The organism is Planctomyces sp. SH-PL14, from assembly GCF_001610835.1.
GTDB lineage: Bacteria > Planctomycetota > Planctomycetia > Planctomycetales > Planctomycetaceae > Planctomyces_A.
The window spans coordinates 3999601-4024950 of sequence record NZ_CP011270.1; the positions used below are offsets into that span (position 1 = coordinate 3999601).

The 25350-nt window shown below is 66.7% G+C and carries 15 protein-coding genes; 8 read left to right on the forward strand and 7 right to left on the reverse strand.

Features of this window, described 5'->3' with window-relative positions; all coding sequences use genetic code 11:
• The first annotated feature begins 7 nt into the window (after positions 1-7).
• A complete protein-coding gene (locus VT03_RS15485; protein WP_075093809.1) occupies positions 8-4180 on the forward strand; it encodes a M56 family metallopeptidase in 4173 nt (1390 codons plus the stop codon).
• Positions 4181-4549: 369 nt separating this feature from the next.
• On the opposite strand, the gene VT03_RS15490 is transcribed toward VT03_RS15485, so the two are convergent.
• From VT03_RS15490 to VT03_RS15510, 5 genes are all read right to left on the reverse strand, one after another.
• The gene (locus VT03_RS15490) at positions 4550-5539 is read right to left on the reverse strand and encodes a zinc-dependent alcohol dehydrogenase family protein (RefSeq protein WP_075093810.1); all 990 of its coding nucleotides are present in this window, start codon (positions 5537-5539) and stop codon (positions 4550-4552) included.
• An 8-nt stretch (positions 5540-5547) separates the two neighbouring features.
• Positions 5548-6561 carry an NAD(P)-dependent alcohol dehydrogenase gene (locus VT03_RS15495; RefSeq protein WP_075093811.1) on the reverse strand — a complete coding sequence of 338 codons (1014 nt, stop codon included), beginning with the start codon at positions 6559-6561 and terminating at the stop codon, positions 5548-5550.
• A 163-nt stretch (positions 6562-6724) separates the two neighbouring features.
• Positions 6725-8815, reverse strand: a complete 2091-nt coding sequence (locus VT03_RS15500; protein ID WP_075097140.1) for a S46 family peptidase — start codon at positions 8813-8815, stop codon at positions 6725-6727.
• 459 nt (positions 8816-9274) lie between these two features.
• Entirely contained in the window at positions 9275-9643 is a 369-nt protein-coding gene (locus tag VT03_RS15505; RefSeq protein ID WP_075093812.1) for a hypothetical protein, read from the reverse strand.
• Positions 9644-9679: 36 nt separating this feature from the next.
• Positions 9680-13042: a serine/threonine-protein kinase gene (locus VT03_RS15510; protein ID WP_075093813.1), complete on the reverse strand. Its 3363-nt coding sequence runs from the start codon at positions 13040-13042 to the stop codon at positions 9680-9682.
• A gap of 1025 nt (positions 13043-14067) precedes the next feature.
• Between VT03_RS15510 and VT03_RS15515 the strand changes: the two genes are divergently transcribed.
• From VT03_RS15515 to VT03_RS15525, 3 genes are all read left to right on the forward strand, one after another.
• Positions 14068-15081 (forward strand): hypothetical protein, encoded by a 1014-nt coding sequence (locus VT03_RS15515; protein WP_075093814.1) that lies wholly within the window; start codon positions 14068-14070, stop codon positions 15079-15081.
• Positions 15082-15316: 235 nt separating this feature from the next.
• Positions 15317-16690: an alkaline phosphatase family protein gene (locus VT03_RS15520; protein ID WP_075093815.1), complete on the forward strand. Its 1374-nt coding sequence runs from the start codon at positions 15317-15319 to the stop codon at positions 16688-16690.
• A 52-nt stretch (positions 16691-16742) separates the two neighbouring features.
• Positions 16743-17660 (forward strand): metallophosphoesterase family protein, encoded by a 918-nt coding sequence (locus VT03_RS15525; RefSeq protein WP_075093816.1) that lies wholly within the window; start codon positions 16743-16745, stop codon positions 17658-17660.
• Between the two features lie 249 nt (positions 17661-17909).
• Here the strand turns inward: VT03_RS15525 and VT03_RS15530 are convergent, their stop codons facing one another.
• Positions 17910-18704 carry an SDR family oxidoreductase gene (locus VT03_RS15530; RefSeq protein ID WP_075093817.1) on the reverse strand — a complete coding sequence of 265 codons (795 nt, stop codon included), beginning with the start codon at positions 18702-18704 and terminating at the stop codon, positions 17910-17912.
• 249 nt (positions 18705-18953) lie between these two features.
• Here VT03_RS15530 and aroH point away from each other — a divergent pair, with 249 nt between their 5' ends.
• A complete protein-coding gene (gene aroH, locus VT03_RS15535; protein ID WP_075093818.1) occupies positions 18954-19325 on the forward strand; it encodes a chorismate mutase in 372 nt (123 codons plus the stop codon).
• Between the two features lie 649 nt (positions 19326-19974).
• A complete protein-coding gene (locus VT03_RS15540; protein WP_075093819.1) occupies positions 19975-20406 on the forward strand; it encodes a hypothetical protein in 432 nt (143 codons plus the stop codon).
• Between the two features lie 121 nt (positions 20407-20527).
• Here the strand turns inward: VT03_RS15540 and VT03_RS15545 are convergent, their stop codons facing one another.
• Positions 20528-20830 (reverse strand): hypothetical protein, encoded by a 303-nt coding sequence (locus VT03_RS15545; RefSeq protein ID WP_075093820.1) that lies wholly within the window; start codon positions 20828-20830, stop codon positions 20528-20530.
• A gap of 122 nt (positions 20831-20952) precedes the next feature.
• On the opposite strand from VT03_RS15545, the gene speA reads away from it, so the two are divergent.
• Both speA and VT03_RS15555 read left to right on the forward strand, forming a co-directional pair.
• Positions 20953-22872 (forward strand): biosynthetic arginine decarboxylase, encoded by a 1920-nt coding sequence (speA, locus tag VT03_RS15550; protein WP_075093821.1) that lies wholly within the window; start codon positions 20953-20955, stop codon positions 22870-22872.
• A gap of 469 nt (positions 22873-23341) precedes the next feature.
• Positions 23342-25327 (forward strand): hypothetical protein, encoded by a 1986-nt coding sequence (locus tag VT03_RS15555; RefSeq protein WP_075093822.1) that lies wholly within the window; start codon positions 23342-23344, stop codon positions 25325-25327.
• The last annotated feature ends 23 nt before the right edge of the window (positions 25328-25350 follow it).

The following is a 25350-nucleotide window of genomic DNA, read 5'->3' on the forward strand; positions in this document are numbered from 1 at the left end:
CGGCGGAATGTCGCTCGAACTGTCGTCGCTCGTCGTCGAACTGTTGGGCCGCGGGACGGTCCTGCTGCTGGCCGGATGGCTGGCGACGCTGCTCCTGCGCGGGCGTCCCGACTGGAGCCGCGGGGTCATCCGCATCGCGGCGGCGGCGGTACTCGCTTTGCCTGTTGGCCTCCTGCTGCTGGGGCGGTGGCCTGTCGAATGGCTCCCCGCGGCGGCGGCAGAATGGCGGGCGGAAGTCCCAATGCCGGCGGAACCTCACCGACCGACTGCGGCCATCGCTCCCCAGGCGCCTACACGGCCCGATGTCGTCGTTGCCCCAGAACCGGTGACGACGGGACCGCTGCGGTCCGAAGCTCGTCCCACAACCGGCCCCATCGCGGCGGTCCCGTTCCCGACAACGCCGCAGACGGCACCAACTAAGGCGAGTCGGCCTCCAGCCGGCGCCGCTTCCAGCCCGACGACGGGCCGCAGACAGAACTCGGCAGCTTCGCCGATGGGTCTCCTCGTGGTGATCTGGGGCGTGGGAGCCGGCTTTCTCCTGCTCCGCATCGTGTCGCGTTTTCGCCAGGCGCGGCGACTGGTTGGTACGGCGTCGCTTGCCGACGACGCCTGGCAATCCGCCGGCGCACGAGTCTCGAAGCGGCTTCGGCTGCGCCGCGCCGTCCCGATCCTCCGCAGTGCCGAAGTTCGAGGACCGAGCTGTGCGGGAATCCTGCGTCCGGTCGTCCTGGTTCCTGAGGACTGGCGGGATGCCGGTGTGGATCAGGCGCGGGAGATCGTTCTCGCTCATGAGCTGACCCACGTCCTGTCTCGCGATGTTCTGTGGAACGTGATCCTGGAAGCAACCGCCGCGATCTGGTGGTTCCACCCTCTCGCGTGGAGTCTCGTCCGTCGGCACCGGTTGGCGTGCGAGCTGGTCTGCGATCAGGCCGCCTCGCAGATTCTCGACTCCCGGCCGGGCTACCGGTCGGCGCTCGCGGCGTGGGCGCTCCAGTGGCGGCAACCCCTGCGAGCCGGAGCCGCCTTGCCGATGGCGGCGCCGTCCGAGCTGCGGGCTCGACTGGAGTGGCTGGAGCGGGGGCGCCCGTTCGCGCGATCGGCCTGGCCGGTCCGCGGAGCCCTGTGGGGACTGAGTCTGGCGGCGGCGTTCGCGGTCCTTCAGATTCAGCCGATCCGCCGTTCGGCTCAGGCCGCCCCACCCGGAGAAGCGCCGCCGACGCAGGCGCCGTCCTCTCCCGCCGAGAAGCCGATCGGCATCGCGGCAGAGCCGGCCGCGCAGGGGCCGAAGGAGAAACGTAAGACGATCCACGTCACTGATGAGGACGGAAAGCCGATCGCCGGAGCGGAGGTCCGGGTCCAGACGGAGGTGACCCGCGGCGACACCACCTATGCGAAGCCGATGGCCTTCACGACGGACGAGCGGGGCGACGCCGTTGTCGATCCGCAACCGGAAATCGAGAAGGTCTTCATTTCGGTGAAGGCCGACGGCTTTTCGGAGTTCACCGCTCAGTCGTCGGTCCTCGAATCGCAGACGGTTCAGTTGACGCGGGGACGGACGATCCGCGTCCTGGCGCGGGACGCGGCGGGCGAGCCTCTCCCGCGGGCGGTGCCGCTCCTCGCCGATTCCCGCATCCTCGGACGGGAGTTCAAGAAGCTCCCCGGCGGCGTGTTCGTCTCCCCTGCTATCGCTCCCGATCGAACGCTGCTCCGCACCGCGGCCGTCGGACCGGATGGGAAGCTGCTCTTCAGCGATCTCGTCGATGTCGACCCCAAAGGAAAGTTCGCCGACGGCGTCGTCGAGATGACGCTCCGGCCTGGAGTGCGGCTCCGGGGGGAGGTCGACAAGGCGGTCCCTCGGCCGGTCAAGGGGGGTGTCGTCACGCTCTACATACGCGAGGATCGCGATCACAAGATCGCCGCGTCCCGCCGGAACAACTGGGTCTGGGAGGAGTCGGCCTGGATCGCGCCGGACGGCACGTTCGAGTTCCCCTCGCTTCCTGGAGGGGGGCACGCGCAGCTTCACGTTCTCGTCGACGACTTCCTCTCGCGGGACATGACGACCGAGGAGCTCAAGGCCTACTTCGCGAAGCACGACGCCGGCGACATCAAAGCCATCGAACAGCGATCCGATCGCAATATCGGCTCGGTGCTCGTCCCCCTTTCCGGTCCCGAGGTGACGGCGACCATCCCCTGCGCTCCAGCGGCATCGTGCCGGGTTCGCGTTCTGGACCCGCTGGGGCGGCCGGTCGAAGGGGCGCGCGTCGCCTTCAATCCGAACGGTCAGTTCCTCGGCGGAGAGTTGTTCATCCCCGGAAGCGAGATGTCTTCGGCCAATCTGATTCGCGCCCTGGAGAACCAGGAGGATCCGGAGAAGAAGGCCGCCGCGGACTTCCAACGTTATCGGGAGACCGCCCGCCGGATCCGGGAGTTCGCCGAGTCGGCGTTCCTGCAGGTCGCGACGGACGCCGAAGGGGTGGCGATGACCCGCGGGTTGCCGGCGGGGCGGGAGTCTTTTGACGTCCGGGCGGCCGGCTATCAGATGCCGCTCAATCCGCTCAGCACGCCGGACTTCACATGGCGGGGTGCCAGCGTGGATCTCGTCTCCGGCCGGACGGAGCAGGTGACCGCCTCGCTGGAGGTCGATGTTCCCACATCCGAGCGGCCGGTCCTCGTGGTGATGGAGAATGCCGGACCTTTCACGGGCTCGCTTCGCGCGACCGTGACGGAACTCCACACCGAAAAGGAAGGGTGGCACCTGTGGAGCGTGTCGCGGTTCGGCCCACTCTCCCAGCCCTCGCTCGACTCGGCGGGGCGCGCGGTGCTGAAGTTTCCCGAATCGATCGGCGGCTCACCGGTCGATCAGGTCCGAGTCGCCCTGGAAGGGCACAACGACAAAGTCCCTCGGCAGTTCGTTCGAGGGAACGTCGACCTGCGTGCGAAGGGTGATGGCAAGCTGGTGGTCCTGGTCCCGGCCGAGGGCTTCGAGTATCCGACTCTTCGACCGACCGTGAAGACGGTTGACGAGCTTCTCCATGGCCTGACGAGCCCTCACATTCTCAACCAGCTCATCGAGTCGCCCAGCCTGCCGCTCCTGAAGATCCTTCTGGACCGCGCCGGCGAGACCGATCCGGAGCCGATCTCGCTCCTGGATCCGAGCCGCTTCGGCGGTGAGAAAGGAAGTCCGGCGAAGTCGATCGATCTGGCGAGCGGGCGGCTGACCGTGGTGCTGGCGGGGGTCCGGCCCAAGGGAGCGAGCTGGACCACAAAACCCGAACTGCAGCAGGCACCTGAGGCCGCCTACGTCTTCAATCACGAGGGAAAACTCCTCGCGCGGCTGGGGGGCGAGTTCAGTCCTTCGGGCTCCAGCGAAAATGTCGACGTGCTGAACCTGGGGCCGCGGGAGGACTGGTTCGTCCGGGTGACGCGGTTTGAGAAGAGTCCGCCGTTCGAGTACCGGAGCGAGTTCTATCGGCTGACCGATCGGGTCCTTCCTTCGCTTCGTTACAGCCACTACGCCAACTCCAACTCCTGGTCGGCCGGTCCCGAGGAGCGCTTTCGGCATGGCCGGCTGGGGTTCGCCTTCAACGGCCGCGATCTGGCGTTTGACGTCTTGGGCAAGACCGTCGACCGCGTACCGACCCTGCGGCAGATCACCTGGGATGCGAACGCCGACCGGTTCCGCGGTGCGCCGTTCCAGGCGGTTGAGGGCCGTGAGCTGTACCGGGTCGACGAGAAGTGGTCCAAGGACTTTGAGCCGCTGACGCTTCGGCCGGAAGCGGGGCTCGCGATCGGCGGTCCGCAGAGTTACGACTCCTGGGCCGACTGGGAAGCGGTCGTTCCCGAATCGAAGCCGCTGGGTCTATTGCTGAGCATTCCGAGCGGTGATCCGGCGTTTGCTACTTCTGTTGTGGCGGCGCTGACGCCGGGGTGGCACTCGATCCACCTGCAGGTGAAACATTTTCCCAAGGAGTCGAAGGTCCGGATTGCGCTGCGGATCGACAAGCAGCCGGAGCAGGTTTTTGAGCGGTCGGGCCAGTTGGCGGAGGAGGTCGATTCGCATCCGGTGATCCACGTGATCGAACCGGCGAAGTCGGTGATGTTGTTCAGTCAGTCGTTGGACGTGAAGTCGGTGAAGTCCAGGATCGAGCTCTCGATCACGCCGCCGGCCGAGGCCAAGTAGTCTGCTCAAACACCGTCCTTGCTGGCACAGCTCTGCTCGCTCAAACCCAACGTGCCACGGCAGCCTGGGGTCAAGGGGGTCTGTGTTGTTTTCTTGGCCCCCTTGCCGCCGGAGGCACTTCCATGAGGAACCGTGGTACACAACGGACGTCCGTTTTGTGGTACCAGCTATGAGGACTCCTTCAATCCTCACCGCGAGCTTTGCAATCCCCGCGGGTTGGTGAGGGGGCATACGGCACGTTGTCCGCGCTTGGACACCCACTCCTTCAGACATCTCTCGACGGTCAGCCTCCGGCGGGCAAAGAGGCGTTGCCCCTCTGCACTCCCCACCAGGGTGCCCCTGGACCCGGTCGATGAGGGGGCGGGGTCGCTAGACGGTCACCACGACCTTACCGATCTGCTGGTTCGACTCCAGATAACGATGAGACTCGACAATCTGATCCAGCGGGAATGTCTTCGCCACCAGCGGCTTCAGCGCCCCGGACTCCAATCCCTTCACCACGAACTCCTTCGCCGGCTTCAACTTCTCCGGATGCGTCGTGAACTCGAACAGCAGATAACCGCGAATCGTCAGCGTCTTCCCCAGGACATCCATCAGCGGCAGCGGCGTCGGCTCGGTGCTGAGCGCGCCGTACTGGAACAGAATCCCCCCCGCCGCCATCGCGGCCGTCAACTTCGCCACCGTCGGACCACCGACCGGATCAAAGACGACCCGCGCCCCCTTCTGATCGGTGAGCTTCATCACTTCCGCAACAAGGTCCTGCTCCTCCGTCGCAATGACATGCTTCGCGCCGTGCTTCAGCAGCTCCTCCCGCTTGCCACTCGTCCGCGTCAGCGCCACCGGCGTCGCCCCGATCAGGTTCGCGATCTGGATCGCCGCGATCCCCACGCTGCTCGACGCCGCCGGGATCAGGAGCGTGTCCCCCTTCGCCAGCTTCGCGATATCGATCACCGCCCCGTAGACGGTCAGGTACTGCATCCAGATCGACGTCCCCTCCTCCCACGAGAGAGACGCGGGGTACCTGGCAACAGCAGCGGCCGGGACCGTCGCGACCTCTCCGTAGACCCCGTTCTTCCCGATCGAGAAGGCCGGGATCGTGCTCACCTTGTCGCCGACGGCGAACTCCGTCACGCCATCGCCGACCGCCTCGACCGTCCCGGAGCACTCATAGCCGATCCGCGACGGAAACGACGGCTGTTCGAGATACATTCCCGAACGGAACATCGCCTCGGCCCGGTTGAGCCCGATCGCCTTCACGGCGATCCGGACTTCGCCGGGGCCCGGCGGCGCGACGGCGACCTCCTCCAGCTTGAGGACTTCAGGGCCGCCGGTCTGGTGAAAGCGAACGATGCGAGGCATGAGCCACCTTACTTGTTGACGTCCAGAACGATCCGGTACCGCGCCTTGCCCGCCGACAGGTGCGCGATGGCGTCGTTCACCTTGCTGAGCGGGAAGTGCTCGACCTGAGGCGCTACCTTCTTGCGAGCCGCGAACTCGAGCATCGTGGCGAGCCGGTTCGGGCTGCCGGTCGGGGAACCGGAGACGTTCTTCTGCCCCATGATGAGGGCGAAGGCCGGAATGCCGACCGGCTCCAGCACGGCGCCGACGATGTGCAGCCGTCCCCGCGGCTTGAGCGTGTTCAGGAGCGCCGGCCAGTCGAGCGGGACGTTGACCGTCGAGATGAGCAGGTCGAACCGGCTCGCCGCCGCCGCGATCGCCTTCGGGTCGCGGGTCGAGAGGACATGGTCCGCTCCAAAGCTCTTCGCCTCGTCGAACTTCGACTCGCTCGACGTGAAGGCGGTCACCTCACAGCCCCAGGCGTGGGCGAACTTGACCCCCATGTGCCCCAAGCCGCCGATCCCGATGACGCCGACGTGATCCGACGGCTGGATGCCGTAGCCCGCGATCGGCGTGAAGACCGTGACGCCGCCGCACAGGAGCGGACCGGTCGAGGTCATGTCGATCCCCTCGGGGAGCGGAATCGTCCAGGCCCAGTGAGCCCGCATCCGCTCGGCGAATCCGCCGTTGTGGCCGACGATCGTCGGGACCGCCGAGCCGCAGAGGTGGTGATCGCCCCCCATGCACTGCCGGCAGTGCATGCAGCTTTCCGCGGTCCAGCCGATCCCGACCGCCTGTCCGATCTTCCGTCCCTTGGCCCGCTCGCCGAGAGCGACGATCCGGCCGACCGCTTCGTGGCCGGGAACGAAGGGGAACTTCGTGACCGCCCACTCGTCCTCGATCACCGACTTGTCCGAGTGGCAGAGGCCGCAGTACTCGACGGCGATCTCGACCTCATCGGGCCCCAGCGGCCCCGGATCAATCTCCTGTTCGACGAGCTTCTGCTTGGCGGCGGTGGAAACCCAGGCGCGATACTTCGCCACGATTGATCCTTTCGACGGTGAATCTCTGCTCGATCAACCGACGTCCGGCTGACCGAGACGATGCTGAGTCATTCTCGCCGACCGCGGCGCGATGGAAAGCCTCGGCCGCGAAACTTCAGTGAAGGCGACCTGCATTCGGTTGCGGGTTGGCCGGTCGACTGCCTCACTGTCCCAGCTCGTCGGCCAGCGCCTTCGCGCCGTAGAGATCCCGGAGCGTTTCGCGGATCGCGCTGGAATGGACGCTGACGGCGCGGGCCTGGGTGTCGCTGTAGACGTAGTCGGAGACGAGCGACTGGATGTTGCCGTCGAAGATGATCCCGACGACCTCGGCCTGGCGGTTCACGACCGGGCTTCCGGAGTTGCCGCCGATAATGTCCGCCGTGTTGACGAAGTTGAACGGCGTCGAGGCCTTGAGCTTGTCGCGGCCTTCGAGCCAGCGCTTCGGGAGCTGGAACTGTCCTTCGCTGCCGTGAGCCTCGGCGTGGGCGTAGGTCCCGCCGAGCTGGGTCCACGGCGGGATCTGGTTTCCGGCCTCTTCGTAACCCTTCACCGGTCCGAAGGCGAGACGAAGGGTGAAGGTCGCGTCGGGATAGGTCCCGCTGCCGAGGACCGCGAACCGGGCGGCGGCGACCTTGGCGTAGGCTTGCCGCTGCGGCTCCTCGACCTCTTCTTCATACCGCTTCCGCAGCTCGCGGCCCCGCGGATCGACGAGCTTGGCGAGCCCGATGAGCGGGTCGTCCGACGACTCGATCCCCTTCTGGCCCGCCTTGGCGACCTTGCGGCGTTCTTCGACGTCGATGAGCCGCGATCCGCGGATCAGGGCGGCGGCCCGCTCGCGCGGGGACTGGCCGGCGAGGACCTTGGCGACGAGCGGATGGTCCGGACCGAGGTGCTCCACCAGCATCGCCAGCGAGTCGGCAAGCTTGGCGATCTCCAGGTCCGGATAGAGCGGCGCCTCGGAGTAGAGTCCCTGTTCGAGCGATTCGCGGGCGGCGGTCGTGTAGCTGTCGAGCCGCTCGGCATTCGGCTTGGTGTCTTCTTCCGCCATCCGGACGAGGGTCCGGGCGATCCCGAAGAGCGACGTGTTGAACGCCGCACCGAACTCGAACAGGCTCAGCTCGCGGCGGAACTCCTTGAGGTGCTCGAGCGAACCGGCGACTTCGTCCCACGCGGTCCCGTACTTCTTCTGGAGGTCGGGCTTCGCCGCGACCGCCTTCCGCAGGCTCTCTTCCTCCGCCCGCTTCTGGCGCATGACGACCGGGTCCTGCAGGCCGGCGAGTCCGCCGAGTTCGGACTTGCGGCTGTTCTGGATGCCGAACAGGTCGTCCTTGGCCTGGCGGGCGTTCTCCAGGCTCCGCTCGCTGAAGTTCGTCAGCATGACTTCCCGCCGCCGCAGGACGTCCATCGTCTGCGGGAGCGACAGGTCGCGAAGGTATTCGAGGTGGGCCATCGTGTTGAGGCGGCTGGTGCTGCCGGGATGGCCGGAGACGAACGTCAGCTCATCGTCCGCCGCGCCCGCTTCGCTCCACTTGAGGAAGTGTTCCATCTTCGCCGGCTTGCCGTCCTCGTAGACCCGGAAGAAGCAGACGTCGAGGCAGTACCGCGGATACTCGAAGTTGTCCGGGTCGCCGCCGAAGAACGCGATCCCCTGCTCGGGGGCGAAGACCAGCCGGACGTCGGTGTACTTCTTGAACTGGTACAGGTGGTATTCGCCCCCCTGGTAGAGAGTGACGATATCGCTGCGGAGGCCGGTCTTCTGGTGCTGTTCTTCTTCGATCGTGTTGATCACCGCCCGCCGCGCCGCAAAGGCCTCCGCGGCGGACGAGCCCGGCTTGACCGCCGCGTTGACCTTGGCCGTGACGTCCTCGATGTGGACGAGGACGTTCAGTTCCAGGTCGACGCACTTGAGCTCATCCGCTTCCGATTTGGCGTGGAACCCTTCTTCGAGGAGGTCCCGTTCGGCGGAGCTGAGTTTCTGGAGGGCGTCGGCTCCGACGTGATGGTTCGTCATCACGAGTCCGCGGGAGGAGACGAACGAGCCTGATCCGCCGCTGTTGAACCGGACGCTGGAGAGCCGCAGGTGTTCCAGCCACTGGTCGGTCGGTTCGAAGCCGTACTTTGTCTTCAGCAGTTCCTTGGGGACGCGGTTGAAGAGCCACATCCCTTCATCGCCGCGGACTGCGTCCGCCGAGAGGCCGAGGGCCAGAGCTGCGAGACACATCCTTGAGGCAGAGCGCCGAAACCATCGCATCATCGACCGGATCTCCTGAACGGTGAAGACCGCAGGGTAGCCACCCGAAGCCAAGTCAGCACCCGAGCGCGTCCGAACCGACGGACAATCGATTGCGGAAGCGGACCGGGGTCCAGGGGCTGGCCCCTGGTGGGGAGTGCAGAGGGGCAACGCCCCTTTGCCCGCCGGAGGCTTGGCCGTCGAGAGATGTCTGAAGGAGTAAGTGTCCAAACGCGGACAACGTGTCGTATGCCCCCCTCACCAACCCGCGGGGATTGCAATGCGAGCGTTGTGGTGGGAGGGAGTCCTCAACGCCGGCACCACAAAGCGGTCGTCCGTTGTTTACACCGGTTCCTCATGGAAGCGCCTCCGGCGGCAAGGGGTGCCCCCTTGACCCCGGCTGCCGTCGCACATTGGGCTTGAGCTGACGACGCTGCGTCGGCACGGACGCGATTCGAAACAGCGGAATCAGCCTTCCAAGCTTCACTGACCGTCATTCGGCGATTGCACTTCCTCGGAGTCGGCTGACGACTCTCGATGCCACTCGTCCGCTTCGGGCTGCATACACCGGTCCTGCCAATCCTTGAGGGAAGTGTAGAAACGCGTGTTTGGCCAAACACCGCTGTTCTCAGGACGCCCGGTCCACGTGAGATGGACGACCGCGTAGGGTTCCGCGGTCCCTTCCAGCCGAAACAGCACGTCGTCGTTGTCGCCCCGTCTGGCAATGGCAAGCGGCCGGCAGCCATTGAGGGGATGTGCGGGGCTGATCTCTCTGAGCAGCTCCTGCTCCAGATTGCTGGGTGCGCGGGTGACCGCTTCCCAGGGCGCCAGAAACTCAACCTGATCCGACAATCTGGACCTCCGCTGTCCCTGTGGAACGAGTCGCCTCTACGGATCGAGGCTGTCGAAAATTCGCACCGATTCATCCCGGCTGGCGGTTCCCAGACGGCGGCCGTCGCGGCTGAACGTCACGCCGAAGACCGTCGACTCATGCTTGAACCGCAGGAGCTGCTGGCCGGTCGCCATATCCCAGACGCGGGCCGAACCATCCGCGCCGCCAGTCGCGAGCCGGGTTCCGTCGGGAGAGAACTCGACCTGATAAGCCGTGTTCGTCGCACCCCGGAGCTCGAACTTGAGCGTCCGCTCCGGCATCGCCCAGACCTGCACGACGCCGACCGACGACGTCGCCATCAGGTCCCCGGCGAGACTGATCGCCACGTCGTTCGTCCCGGTCACCGGATGGACCCACTGCTGCGAATCGGAATCGAAGCTCCAGCACCGGACCGTCCCATCTTCGCCGGCGCTCAGGACCGACCGGTCGCGGGGGTGCCAGGCGACATCCATCACCCGCCGCGTGTGCCCTTTCCAGGTGCGGACGCACCGGCCGGTCGCCGTTTCCCAGACCCGGACCGTCTGGTCGTGGCCGGCGCTCGCCAGGTGCTTTCCGTCCGGACTGAGGGCGAGTCCCCAGATCGGGGCGGTGTGGCCCTTCCAGATCGCCGGCGGCGAATCGGGCTGCTGGAGGCTCCAGGCGCGGATCGTGGTGTCGTCCGAGCTGGAATAGAGCGTCGTTCCGTCGTGGGAGAAGACGACCCCTTCGGTCTGCTCGGTGTGCCCCTTGAAGGTCCGGAGCAGCGCGCCGGTCCGGACGTTCCAGGTCCGCACCGTCTTGTCGCGGCTCGCGGTCGCGACCGTCTCGCCATCCGGACTGAAGGCGACCCGGAAGACCCATCCGTCGTGCCCCCGCAGCCGATGACAGAGCGGGTCGGCGGAGATGTTCCATTCCAGGATGTCCCCCCGGCTGGAGCCGGTGACGAGGCGCTGGCCGTCGAGATTCATGGCCGCGAAGTGAACCGGTCCCGCGTGACCCCGCAGCACCCGCGACTGGTCCGAGAGTCCCGGCGTCCAGAACCGGACCGTGGCGTCATCCGACGCGGAGAGGATCTTCTCGACGTTCGCCGTCATGGCGACGTCTTCCACCCGCCGCTCGTGTCCGAGGAACTGCCGGACCTTCTTCCCGGTCCGCAGGTCCCACTGGACGATCGACAGCAGCGAGCCGGCGGCCCCCACGAGCCAGTCGCCGCCCGGATCGCGGCGGATGACCCCCATGCCGTCGAACAGTCCCTCCAGGTCCGCCTCCGGCTTGCCGGTCTCGGCGTTCCAGCTCTGGACACGGTCTCCGAACGACAGGGTCGTCATCACCCGTTTGTCGTCGTGCGAGAACTCGACCCCGCTTTGGGCGTTGGCCTTGGGGACCTGCCACCGGGCGACCCGCTGGAACGTGTCGACGTTCAGGACGGCGACCTGCCCGTTGGCAAACACGGCGGCGATCCGGGAGTCGTCGCGCGTCAGGGCCAGGGGACCGACCGCTGCGTTGGCGACCGGACCGTCGCTCTTGCGAATCGTCTTCCCGGCGGCATCCAGGAGCGCGATCCGGCCATCCTGGTAGCCGACGAAGAGCCGGCCTTCCTCTTTCCCGCCCCCCCACCGGACGACCGTGCTCCGGAGCGGCGTCTCCTGCTCCCACACGGTCTCGCGGCGTTCGAGGTCGAAGACGCGGATCGTCGACCGGCCGCTCGTCGCCAGCCGCCGGCCGTCGGACGTCACCGACAGCGAGAGGAGCCCCTGATGAGTCGGGAGCTGGGCGTAGTCAAAGCCCGCCCGCCGCAGGCGATCGAGGTAGTGCCATTCGAAGCCGCGGAGGTCTTCGCTGCCGCCGGCCGGACGCAGGCCGTCGAGGATCCGCGTCATCTCCTTGTGGTTCGCCTCCTCCCACATCTGCATGGCGACGTTGATCTGCGATCCGTAGAGGAACCGCCGAGCCCGCGCCTCCTGATACTCGGCTCGGGTGCGCTGCCGGTCCGCCTCCTCCCGTGCGGCAACGGCGGCAGTCCGTTCCACCTCCGCCTTGCGCCGCAGCTGCTCGGCTTCGCCCCGCAGCCCGTCGGCCTTGGCCTTCTCCTCCTCGGCCAGGACCCGCTGCCGCTGGGCTTCGGTCCGCTGTGTCTCGGCGACTTCCCGCTGGTGCTCCGTCTCAGAGAGCGATTTCGACAAATCGCTCTGGTACGACAGGCTGACACCGACGACTGCCAGCGCCACCAGGGCCAAGACGGAGACCACCGCCAGTCCTGCCTCGGTCGGCCGCCGTCGCATCCAGCGGGCGGTCCGTTCCAGCCGTCCCAGCGGCCGGGCCAGGATCGGCTCCCCGTTCAGGAACCGCTGCAGCTCGTCCGCCATCTCGGCGCCGCTCGCGTACCGGTCCTTCGGCGATTTCGAGAGAGTCTTGAGGCAGATCGTTTCCAGGTCCCGCGGGAGCTGCGGGCTCCACTGCCGCGGCGCGACCGGGTCGGTATGGACCACCTGTTGCAGCGTCTCGATGACGCTGGCCGCCTGGAACGGCGGACGGCCCGCCAGGAGGCAGTAGAGCGTCGCCCCGAGGGAGTAGACGTCGGAGAGGACGCCGACCTCTTCGGTCTTTCCCGAGGCCTGCTCCGGCGGCATGTAGCTCGGCGTCCCGAGGACCTGCCCGGTGGCCGTGAGTCCGCTGTCCTTGGCGGTCCGCTTGGCGAGACCGAAGTCGGTCACGCGGGGCTCGCCGTCCTTGTCGATCAGGACATTGGCCGGCTTGATGTCGCGATGGACGATCCCCTTCGAGTGGGCGTAGTGGACCGCGCGGGCGATCTTCTCCATCAGGGTCGCCGCCTTGCGGGGGCCGAGCGGGCCGTCGGCGACGATCTGCTTGAGGCTGTTCCCTTCGACGTAGGCCATCGAGAGATAGGGCCGGCCGCGGTCCTCTCCGACGGCGTGGACGGCGACGATGTGGGGATGGTCGAGCTGGCCCGCCGCCTCCGCTTCCGCCTGGAAGCGGCCCCGCTCCTCGGGGGACATGCCGTGCGTCCCGAGCATCATCTTGAGGGCGACGGTCCGGTTCACGCCGAGCTGGCGGGCCCGGTAGACGACCCCCATTCCGCCGCGGGCGATTTCGCCCAGGATCTCGAAGTCGCCGATCCGCTCGACGACCTTGGGGGCGATGATGGTCTTCAGGTGGGAGTCGTCGACCGGGGTGGTCGCCGGGGGGCGTGGCGTATCGGGGCGGGTGGCGGAGCCGCCGCGCGAGGGGCCGGTTCCCGACGCGGGGGGTTTGGCGGCGGGCTTCTTCGGTTCGGCCCGCGGTTCGGCGACGGTCTCGCTGGTGTCGATGCGCGGTGGCGTCGGGTCAGAGTCGGTGGGATCGGTCGACGGGCGGGTCACGATCTCAAGTCCTCGGCTCGTTCCGTGGAAGTCCCGGCAGGGCAGCGTGGGAACGAGAGTCCGGGAAGTTTAAACGTTTGGAACGCCAGCGTCCCGGTGGGCCGGGGTGGGAGGGGAGAGCGAGTGCGTGTGTCCCGAAAGTCGGTGGAAAGTTCCAACGGGAGGATCGAGGGGAAGACATCGGAAGGGCCGTACCTCGACGCACTGCTCCTCGTCTCCTCTGTGATCTCTGTGCCTCTGTGTTTTCTTCTTCCGGAAGAGGTTTGAAACACAGAGACACGGAGGGCACAGAGACGAAGAGGGAGGCGGGCCGACACGGGCCTTCGGTGCGGAGTGTCGACGACTCATCGGTGGCGGGAGACAACGCTGCGGCTCGGCAGGAGCCTCGCCCTCCCGGGGGGCCGTACCCCGACGCACTGCTCCTCGTCTCCTCTGTGATCTCTGTGCCTCTGTGTTTTCTTCTTCCGGAGGAGGTTTGAAACACAGCGAGACGGAGGGCACGGAGACGAAGAGGGAGGCGGGCCGACACGGGCCTTTGGTGCGCAGTGTCCGGGATTCATCGGTGGCGGGAGACAACGCCGCGGCTCGGCGGGAGCCTCGCCCTCCCGGGGCGTTCTGGCGGGGCGATGGGGCTCTCCGGACAAGGCTTTATGGCCTGCCGCGAGGGGCCGAATCTGCCGGCTACAGCGGGTCTCGAAGATGACCCGGGCCCCCGCAAAATCCGCCGGACCCGCGTAAAAAATACAATCGTTCGGCAATTCCTGCCCAACATATTGACCCTTTTTGCCGGTCGCCGATACAAACCCCGCACCTTCAACCGCAGCGGTCAACTCCCTTCCCACCTCGACCGCCCGCAGTTCCCTTCTCAAATCCCCTCCTCTCGTCAAAGCAGGAATGAATCCATGCTGAGACTCCGATCTCGCCTTCTGGCCGGTGCAGCCACCCTCGGTGCTGCGTGCGGCGCTGTCCCCGCCTTTGGTCAGTGGTTCGGCGGTTCAAGCTGCGGTTGTGCTCAACCCGTCGCCATGGCCCCCGCTCCCGTCGTCACCAGCGCGTGCTGTGCTCCGCCGCAGCCGATCGCCTGCATGACACCCGTCCAGCAGACGGTCTACCGGGAGATGCCGGTCACCGAATACCGCACCGTCCAGAAGACGGAAAAGGTCCCGGTGGTCAAGGTGGCCTACGAAGACCGCCCCGTCACCGCCTACCGGCAGGTGATGGAGACCAAGACCGCTTCCGTTCCCTCCTACGACTACCAGACGGTGGCCGAGAACCGGGTCCAGACGGTCAACCAGAGCTACTGGCGGACCAACTGGCAGCCGATCGCCAAGTGCGAGCCGTGCCAGTACGACCCCCGCCCCGGATTCATGGGCAGCATGAACCGCCTGGGGGTCCAGATGCGGAACGCCATGACCCCCAGCTACATCCCCCGCCGGGAGTTCGTCCCGAACGTTGTGGCCTACAACGTCCCGACCCAGCGGACGGTCGCCATCCCGACGACCCGCCAGGTGGCCTACAACGTCGCCCGGATGGAGCCGTACCAGTCGACGGAGCGGGTCGCCGTTCAGCGGGTCGAATACGAAGACCGCACCGTGACCGCCCTCGAGCCGTTCACGACGACGCGGACCGTCGCCGTCGGCACGCAGACGCAGTACGCCTGGTCCGGCGTGGGTGTCGGTGGGACGATGACCGCCTTCGGGTACCTGCCGACGACGACCGCTCTTGCTCCGCTTGCCACGGGGCAGACCGCCGCGGCGCCGCAGCCGACGCCCGCCGGCAGCAACCCCGTCAAGCTGCAGTCCTATGAGCGGCCGGTCGATGACCGCGGCCTCCAGACGGTCCCCGTCCGGCCCCTGAACGGTCGCCTCCCCGAACAGCAGCCCGGCAAGGAACCCGCCGTCGCCGGCAACGGCTGGCGGAGCTACCGCGGCCGCGATGGCCAGGTGGATCCCGCTGCCGCCCCGGCGAATCCGATCGTCCGCCGTGCGGCTCCTCCGGCTCCGGTTCAGGGACCGATCCTGAGCGTCGCCGCCAACTGAGCGTCTTCGCGAACGAATCCAGGGACCGGCTGTGCCGGCAGGTTCTCGACCTTCCGTCTTCCGCCTCAGGTCTTCCGACTCTCCTCTGCCTCCTCTCCGCGCCGGCGGTCATCGCAAGATGACCGCCGGCGTTTTGCGTTGAACAAACCCGATCCACCCACCAGCATGACCCGCGGGCCGGAGGCACCACCGCGTCCGGCTCTTTCCCTTTCAGATCGTCCTGACGAGTCGGCTCATGCGTGGTTGTCGGTGCTTGTTCTTTTCGCTCCTGGTCATTGCAGGAATTACATCGGAAGGACGCGCCGCGGAGGTCGGTCCGGACGATCAGCACGTGATCGTGATCTGCGTCGACGGACTTCCGGCTTACCTCCTCAATGACCCGAGTGCCCCGCTGGCGACCGTCCGCCAGCTCGCAAAGGCCGGCACCACGGCGGAGGGGATGACCGTCTCGAACCCGTCGGTGACGTGGCCCAACCACACCTCGATGGTGACCGGCGCCACGCCGCGGAAGCACGGCGTCCTGTTCAACGGAGTCCTGGAGCGGGGGAGCGTCGGCCTGCCGGTCCGGGTCGATCCGAAGCGAGACAAGAAGGACCTGGTCCGCATCCCGACGATCTACGACGTGATGCACGCGAAGGGGCTCTCGACGGCGGGGATCAACTGGCCCTGCACGCGGAACTCGGGGACGCTCGATATCGACTTCCCCGATTCGCCCGACACGTTCGACCACAGCACCCAGAGCTTCCTGGCCAGCATGAAGGAGGCGGGGCGGCTCTCCGATGAGACGCGGGCCGGGTTCGGCAAGCTCAGCCCGACCGCCCGCGACCACGTCTGGATGGAAGCGGCCTGCCACGCCATCACGGCCTACAAGCCTCGCTTTCTGCTCCTGCACCTCCTGAACTGCGACGCCCTGCACCATCGCTACGGGCCGAAGACCCCCGGCGGCTACGCGGCGGTCGGTTACGCCGACACCTGCATCCGCGAAGTCCTGCGTGCGGTCGAGACCGCCGGGCTGACGCAGAAGACGACAATCTTCATCGTGGCCGATCACGGCTTCATCGCGATCCCCAAGACGCTGCAGCCGAACGTCGTTCTGAAACAGGCGGGGCTGCTCACCGCCGCCAAGGGGAAGGTCGAGACCGCCCGCGTCCAGGTCGTTCCCGAAGGGGGGATCGGGATGGTCTACCTCACCGTCCCGGAGACCGCCGCGGAAGACCGGCGGAAGGTCATCGAGCTGTTCACCGGGAAGGAAGGGATCGAGACGGTCCTGGAGCCGAAGAGCTTTGCGGAGTACGGGCTGCCGCAGCCGGACGACTATCGCCAGATGGCGGACCTGATCCTGGTGGCCAAGGACGGATACGGCATTGGCGGGGATGCCGATGGGGAGGAGTTCGTGACCGAGAGCAAGTCGACGCTCGGGACACACGGGTTCCTTTCGACCGAGCCGAAGATGAACGCGATCTTCGTCGCCGCCGGAGCCAACGTTCGGCAGGGGGAAACGGTCGGCATCGTGCGGAACATCGACCTCGCTCCGACGATCGCGCGGCTGTTCCGGATCGAACTTCCGGCCGCCGAAGGGCGCGTGCTGGACGAGGTGCTGCTTAAGTAGTCAGTCGTCCGTTTTCCGTTGTCAGCCAAGCATCCTGTCAGGAGAGCTTCCGATGCCCGTTCACCTGTCTCCGATCCGCCGCCGTGAGTTTCTCCAGCAGAGCGCGGCGGCCCTGGCGGGCTTTGCCGTCCTGCGCTCCGCCTCGGCGGCTGAAGGGGCGAATCCCAACCTCCTCGCGCTCCTCTCCGATACGCACATTCCGGAGAACGCGGACGTGCTGGCCCGCGAGGTCAACATGACCGCCAACCTGCGGAAGGTCGTACGGGACCTCGTGGCCCTGAAGGAGAAGCCGGCCGGCGTCCTCGTCAACGGGGACTGCGCGTACCTGAAGGGGAAGCCGGACGACTACGCCAACTTCGCGGGATGCGTGGCTCCGCTGGTCGAGGCGGGCCTGCCGCTGCACCTGACGATGGGGAACCACGACAACCGCGAAGCCCTCTACGAGAAGCTCGCGGCCCAGAAGCCGGCCGCGCCGCTGGTGCAGGCCAAGCACGTCAGCGTCCTCGAATGTCCGCACGCCAACTGGTTTCTCCTCGACTCGCTGTTCGTCACCGACGTCGTGACCGGCCAGCTGGGGGATGAACAGCGGGGGTGGCTGGCGAAGGCGCTCGACGAGCGGAAGGACAAGCCGGCGATCGTGATGGCGCATCACACGCCGCAGTTCGAGCCGCCGCCGGAAGGGACGAAGTGGGGCGGGATCGAAGACACCGCGGCGCTGTTCGAACTGCTGATGCCGCGGCGGCACGTCAAGGCGTTCGTCTACGGCCACTCGCACAACTGGAGCGTGACGATGCGGGACGACCTGCACCTCGTGAACCTGCCGCCGGTCGCCTACGTCTTTGCGGCGGGGAAGCCGAACGGGTGGGTGTCGGCCGCGATGCGGCCGGACGGCCTCGACCTGCAGCTGCACACGCTCGACCCGGCCCACCGTCAGGCCGGCGAGAAATTCTCGCTCACCTGGCGGGCGTAAGTCCCGCGACGTGCCTCCGGCGGGCAAGGGGGCTGACCCCCTTGCATCCCCCACCAGGGCATCCGCCCTGGACCCGGTGGGCCAGCCGCGTTGGGTTGCGCTAGGAAAGTCCGTCGGCCATGGACGCTGCTTGAGCAGTCGGAAGACTCAATTCCCGTCTTCGCCCGGACCGCGTCTCAGCCGGCACGACTCCCGCCACCTCAATCCCATCGTTCCACGGCCACCCCGGTCCAGCGGGACGCTGGCTGGCTAGATGGTCATGGCGCTGAAGCCGCCGTCGACGACGATGTTTTCGCCCGTCACGAAGCTGCCGGCGTTTTCCGCAGCGAGCAGGAGCACCGCGCCCGCCAGTTCCTTGCCGTCGCCGAAGCGGTTCATCGGCGTGTGCCGCATGATGTTCTCGACGCGGTCCGGCGTCAGGACCTTGCGGTTCTGCTCGGCCGGGAAGAAGCCGGGCGAGAGGGCGTTGACCCGGATCCCCTTGGCGGCCCATTCGCGGGCCAGGTTCTGCGTCAGGTTGAGGACTGCCGCCTTCGAGGCGGAGTAGGTGAAGACCCGCGAGAGAGGCTTGATCGCGCTCAGCGAGGCGACGTTGATGATCGAGCCCTTCGTCCCCTTCTCCAGCATGTACTTGGCGAACACCTGGCAGGCGACCCGCACGCCGCGGAGGTTGACGTTGAAGATCCGGTCCCACTCTTCGTCCGTGATGTCGAGGAACGGCGTCGGCGAATTGACCCCCGCCCCGTTGATCAGGACGTCGCAGGCCCGGTTCGCCTTCTGAAGATGGGCGACCAGGCTCTCGAGGTCTGCCTTCGCCGTGGCGTCGCAGGCGAAGAACTCGGCCGTCCCGCCGACCGCCTCGACCCGCTGGACCGCGGCCGCCCCCTGCTCCGCCTTCCGTCCGACGACGACGACGTGCGCCCCCGCGGCCCCGAGAGCGACGCACATCTCGCCGCCGAGGACCCCGGTCCCGCCGATGACGACGGCGGTCTTGCCGCTCAGGCCGAACAGGGAAAGCAGGTAGTCAGAAGCACTCTTCGACATCGCAAACGCCTTGGAAACGGCCGGGGATTCGCTCGGAAATGACTCGGAAACTGCCGGCGTTCTCGCACATCCGCGCGGGGTTGTCGAGCGACGGGGAGGACTTCGGCCGCCCGTTCTCCGCGGTCCCGCGGGGCAGCCGGTAGTGTCACCCCGGATGCTGCGATACACTCCCCGCGCCGGGACAGCGCTGAGGCCCCACGCCTCTGCCGGATGGTTCCGGATGATTTCAGGCGGGGAGCCGAGAGAGACATGCCGGTTCGGGGTATTCGCGGAGCGACGAGCGTCGAGCAGAACACGGCCGCCGAGATTCTCGGCGCGACGAAGGAGCTGTTGGGAGAGATCCTGCGGGCCAACGACCTGACCGACTACTCCGAGATCGTATCGGCGGTCTTTACGACGACGCCGGACCTGACCGCCTGTTTCCCGGCGGAAGCGGCCCGCGAGCTGGGGATGAAGCAGGTCCCGCTGCTGTGTGCATCGGAGATCGCCGTTCCGACCGGAATGCCGATGTGTATCCGGATCCTGCTGCACCTGAATACGGAGAAGAAGCAGGCGGAGGTGGTTCACGTGTACCTCCGCAATGCCCGCAAGCTGCGGCCGGATGTCTGCAGCGCGCAGTAAACCGAGGCAGGAACGGCAATTGGCCCGTCTGGATCTGCGACGGTCCATTCGGCGCCGCGTCAGGGGAAGTGCTCGCTCGACAGTGGTCGGGCTTGGCGCCCCCTAGCCGGGTCCAGGGGCACCCTGGTGGGGGATGCAAGGGGGTCACACCCCCTTGCCCGCCGGAGGCCTGGCCGTCGAGAGATGTTTGGAGGAGTGCGTGTCCAAACGCGGACACCGTGTCGGATGCCCCCTCACCAACCCGCGGGGATTCCAGAGCGAGCGTCGAGTCCTCAACGCTGTTCCCACGAAGGGGACATCCGTTGTGTACCACGGTTCCTCATGGAAGCGCCTCCGGCGGCAAGGGGGCGTGGCCCCCTTGACCCCAGGCTGCCAGGGCACGTTGGGTTTGAGCGAGCAACGTCGTGCCGGCAAGAGCATCGTCCCGGCCAGCGAGACAAGGCATTTCGACGCTTTTGCCTTCACGGACCACCATTCGGCGAAGGGACTCAGCGTACGGCGGCACTGTGAATTCTGATGAGTTCGTCAGGAAATGCCGCGCCGGATGCGGCGTGAGCCCGTCTAGAATGGGGAATGGCCCTCCGGGCCGAGGCTCCCCGATCGGAGCCGGCTCGAGCGGCCAGTCCCCTGCCTTGAGGGAGGCGGCCTGATGTCTCTCGAAACGTCGTTCGACTTTGCCCGGGTCTTTGATGAGCACGAGGACCTGATTCAGCGGATCAAGGCCGAGCGCCTGTTCTGGCTGCAGCTCCGGGAGTGGGGCGTCCCCGACTTCGGCCAGATGGGATTGCGGCTCCACGATCTTCGCGACCGCCTCGCGGATCACCTTCACCACGAGGAACGGCTCGAGGACGAAGTCGAGCAGCACGGAGCGGGCGCGGCCTTCTCCCTGGTCGCGGGACGACAGCGACAGGAACACCAGGCCCTCCTGGCGCGGCTCGACGGGATCATCGGCCGGCTGGAAGGCTGCGGTTCCGGATTCGACTGCTGGGGCGAAGCGGGCGAGGCCTTCGAGACCTTCGCCGGAGACCTGCAGGAACACGAGGAAGACGAGCTGAGGGAGCTCCGGAAATTCCGGATCTGAGCCTGCCGTCCCGCCCCACCGCTCTTCTCCCTGCGGGGCCGGACCGTTCAGATCACTCGGGCGTCCGGAGGGGTGAATTCTCCCGGTCAAAGCCTCCCGGGCCGTCCGAACTGGCCGTCCGCTACGACTGATCGCCCGGGCCGGCTGGGCCTCGCTCCGACTGATTTTCGACTCTCCAGCCGGCCGCGGCCATCCGCGACTGGAAGTCGAACTGGCGCTCCATCACCTTCCAGTCGGCAAATGTGATGACCAAAAGCTGCCGGGCGTCGTCCCACAGGGCCGAATGGACGATCGCCGGCGTTCCGTCCGCAATCAGGATCTGAGATCCGGCCGCTGGAACGAACGGAATCTCGCTCCGCCGCTTCAGGTGGACGAACCAGGAATTCCTGTCGCCCCACGTCATCAGCTCCAGTTCCGTCTTCACAGAATCTCCTTCCGGACGGTCCGGCGGTTTCTTAATGACCTCTCTCTAGTCCCGCAGACAGGAATCGGTATAGTTTTTCCCCTTGTTTCTCCCCGCGTGGTCTCCGACCGGAGCGCCTTTAGATGATTGAACCCGCCGAGTCCTGGTCCGTTACGGATTCCAGCGAGCTGTATGACGTTCCGCGGTGGGGGAAAGGCTACTTCTCAGTCGGCAAAAACGGGCACCTCCTGGCCCATCCGGACCGGAATTCGGCCCGCGCGATCGACCTCAAGGAACTGGTCGACCGCCTCCAGATGCGCGGGCTCTACCTCCCGATCCTCGTCCGCTTCAACGGAATCCTCAAGGACCGGCTGCAGGAGATGCACGACATCTTCGCCACCGCCATGAAGGAGCACGACTACAAGGGGGGCTACAGCTGCGTCTACCCGATCAAGGTCAACCAGCAGCGGGAAGTCGTCGAGAAGATCGTCGAGTACGGCCACAAGCTGAACTTCGGCCTCGAGGCCGGCAGCAAGCCGGAGCTCCTGGCGGTCATCGCCATGACGGCGCCGCATACGCCGATCATCTGCAACGGCTTCAAGGATGACGAGTTCATCGAGATGGCGATGCTGGCGACCAAGATCGGCCGCAACGTCATCCCGGTCGTCGAGAAGGCGACCGAGCTCGACCTGATCCTCAAGTACTGTGAGAAGGTCGGCGTCCGGCCGCAGATCGGGATGCGGGTCAAGCTGGCGACCCGCGGCTCCGGCCGCTGGCAGTCGTCGGGGGGCTACCGCTCGAAGTTCGGCCTGACGGTCAGCGAAATCCTGAAGTGCTTCCAGAAGCTCGAGGCGGCCGGGATGACCGACTGCTTCCAGCTCCTGCATTTCCACCAGGGAAGCCAGATCACCAACATCCGGCAGGTGAAGCACGCCGTCAACGAGGCGGTCCGGATTTACTGCGACCTCTACAAGCGCGGTGCCGGCCTCAAGTACCTCGACATCGGGGGCGGTCTGGGGGTCGATTACGACGGCTCGCAGACGAACTTCGAATCGAGCATGAACTACTCGGTCCACGAGTACGCTCGCGACGTGATCCACCACGTCTCGACCGTCTGCGACGAAGCCCAGGTCCCGCATCCGACGATCGTGTCGGAGAGCGGCCGGGCGGTCGTGGCGTACCACGCGGCCCTGATCTTCGGGACGATGGGAACCGCCGAGCAGGGGGCCGTGGCCGAGATTCCGAAGGAGATGCCCGAGGAGTCCGAGCAGCCGCTGCACGACCTGTTCAACACCTACAACGCGGTCAACATCCGCAACGCCCTGGAGTCGTACCACGACGCCCAGCAGGCGCTCGACATGGTCAACAACCTGTTCAGCACCGGCTATCTGCCGCTGACGCAGCGCGTGGTGGCGGAGAACCTGTTCTTCGCGATCTGCCACAAGATCCGCAAGCTGTCGCAGGAGATGGACTACGTTCCGGACGAGCTGGCGAACCTCGACCGGATGCTCTCCGACACGTACTTCTGCAATTTCTCGCTGTTCCAGTCGATGCCCGACAGCTGGGCGATCAAGCAGCTCTTCCCGGTGATGCCGATCCATCGTCTGGAGCAGCAGCCGACGCGGCATGCCGTGATCAGCGACATCACGTGCGACTCGGACGGCAAGATTGACTGCTTCATCGATCAGCGGGACGTCAAGAAGACGCTGATGCTCCATCCCTTCAAGGAGGAGCAGCCGTACTACTTGGGGGCATTCCTGATCGGGGCGTACCAGGAGATCCTGGGGGACCTGCACAACCTGTTTGGTGATACGAACGCCGTCCACGTCGACCTCAACGAGTCGGGCGAGGTCGAGCTGCATGCGATCATCAAGGGGGACACGGTCAACGAGGTTCTTGACTACGTCCAGTTCAAGGGGCGGGACCTGATCGACCGGCTGCAGATGGCGGTTGAGCTGGCGGTTCGCGAGGGTCGGATCGATCACGTGCAGGCGGGGCGGTTCGTGAAGTTCTATGAGGACGGTCTCAACGGTTACACGTACCTGGAAGAGCCGGGCGAGTAGGCCGTTCGATCGCAGTGGGTGGACGTGTCTCGAACCACGTCCTTGCCGGCGCGGCTCTGTTTGCTCAAACCCAACGTGCGACGGCCGCTGGGGTCAAGGGGGTCTCACCCCCTTGCCGCCGGAGGCACTTCCATGAGGAACCGTGGGAAATAACGGGCGTCCGCTTTGTGGGACCGGCTATGAGGACTCCCTCACCCCACACAGCTGGCTTTGCAATCCCCGCGGGTTGGTGATGGGGCATCCGGCACGTCGTCCGCGCCTGGACACTCACTCCTTCAGACATCCCTCAACGGCCAGGCCTCCGGCGGGCAAAGGGGCGTTGCCCCTCTGCACTCCCCACCAGGGTACCCCTGGACCCGGTTGGCTTGCGCTATGCAGCATCCGCACGCCGGCGCACTACCCGCTTGACCAACCGGCGTCTGCCTCCCGACAGTGATGACGGTTTGCCCGTGGCTCGCCGGAGACCGTCATGAACGGAACGTCGATTGTGCGTCTCGTTGCGCTGGTCGTGTGGCTGGGGCTCGCTGCACGGGCGGCCTCTGCTCAGGCTCTCGTGGAGGCCGATTTCTCTAAGGGAGACTTCGCCACCCTCGGCTGGAAAGCCGAAGGGGCCTGGGACGTCTTCGAGTACCCGGCGCCCGCCGGCAAGAACCCCGGCCGGGTCGCCCGGTTCGCCGCCAACCAGCCGGACGGGACGCTGACCCGCTCGTTCGCCAAGGCCAACGACCCCGCCCGGCTGACGCTCTCGCTCGACTACGGCTGGGGCTGGGGGGACGCAGGACAGCAGGCGGACGCCGTGGCGTTCCAGCTTCTCGACGGACAGCGCAACGGCTACCTGTTCGAAATCCACCGCTGCAAAACAACCTGGGCCGTCCAGTGGGGACGCGTGGCCGACGGCAAACCGTCCGGAAACAACGTCTGGGCCCCGATCGAGATCGATGCCACGCGAGCGGCGGTCCGGGACGGCGGGGGACTGGGGACCGTCACCGTGACCCGCGAAGCCGGCGGAGCCTGGACGATGTCGAGTCCGGGCTGGAACGGCGGACGAGGGGGAGGCATCACGTTCACGGATGCGACGACGAACTCGTTCGAGCAGATCGTCCTCCTCGGGACGCGGAACTTCGACGAGCAGGTGTTCAACCGGATCGCCCTCACCGTCGCCGCGGCCGAGCCGGTGCAAGCTCGCCCGGCGTCCGAGTTCCTCGGGAGTGTCGGGATCGTCACCACGTTTCCCGACCGGGGACAGCCGCTCGAGAAGACGATCGAGATGGTCCGCTACTGCGGGTTCCGCTGGGTCCGGGGCGGGATCGAAGGGGTGACCGAGGACGGCCCGACGACGATCCAGACGTACCTCGACCTTCACCGCGAGACGGGCGCCCGGTTCAGCTGGGGACTCGTGAGCGGCGGGACGGACGTCGACCGGCTTCTCCGGACGGGGCGAGTCCTGGCGGACGCCGGCGCGCTCCTGGCCTTCGAGGGGAACAACGAGCCGAACAACTGGGGGGTGACTTACGAAGGGGAGAAAGGAGGCGGCGGGGCTCCTTCATGGATCGCCGTCGCCAAGCTCCAGCGCGACCTCTATCGGCGGGTCAAAGGCGATCCGGCGCTGGCGAAGTACCCGGTCTGGTCGATCAGCGAGAGCGGCGGCCAGACGGACAATGTCGGCCTCCAGTTCCTGGAGATTCCGGCGGGAGCCGGAACGCTCATGCCCGAGGGGACGAAGTACGCGGACTCCGTCAACGTCCACAACTACACCTACCACCCCGGCTCGCCTGGCGTGGAGGACAACAAGACCTGGAACGCCGCCGATCCGACTTCGGCCTGCAAGGTCGACGGCCTCTTCGGCAATCACGGTCGGACCTGGGCGAAGCAGTTCGCCGGGTACTCCGAAGCGGAACTGCGAACGCTTCCCCGCGTGACCACCGAGACCGGAACGACGATCGGAGGCGACATCACCGAGGAGATCCAGGGGCTCAACCTGCTCAGCACCTACCTGGCCCAGTTCGCGCGGGGCTGGAGCCACACCGCGGTCTATCTCCTCCGGGACCGGACCGACGAGGCGGGGAACCAGAGCTTCGGCTTCTATCGCGCGGACTACACGCCGCGGAAGGGAGCGGTCTACCTGCACAACCTGACGACGATCCTGGCGGACGACGGCCCCCCGGCCGCGCCCGCGCGGCTCCAGTACACGCTCCGGCCGCGGCCCGCGACCGTTCACGACCTCCTGCTCCAGAAGCGCGACGGGACGTTCTTCCTTGTCGTCTGGAACGAGCGACTCCGCGGCTCGGACGAGATCACGCTCCGTCTGGAGAAGCGGGTCGCCGGGATGACGATCTTCGATCCGACGGTGGGGACCAATCCCGTTTCGTCGCCGGGCGAGACCGATACGCTGACGCTCTCGCTGAGCGATCATCCGCTGGTCATCGCGATCCCCGGCCGGTTCGCGGCGGAGTGACCGACCAGGCGGCGGGCGATGCG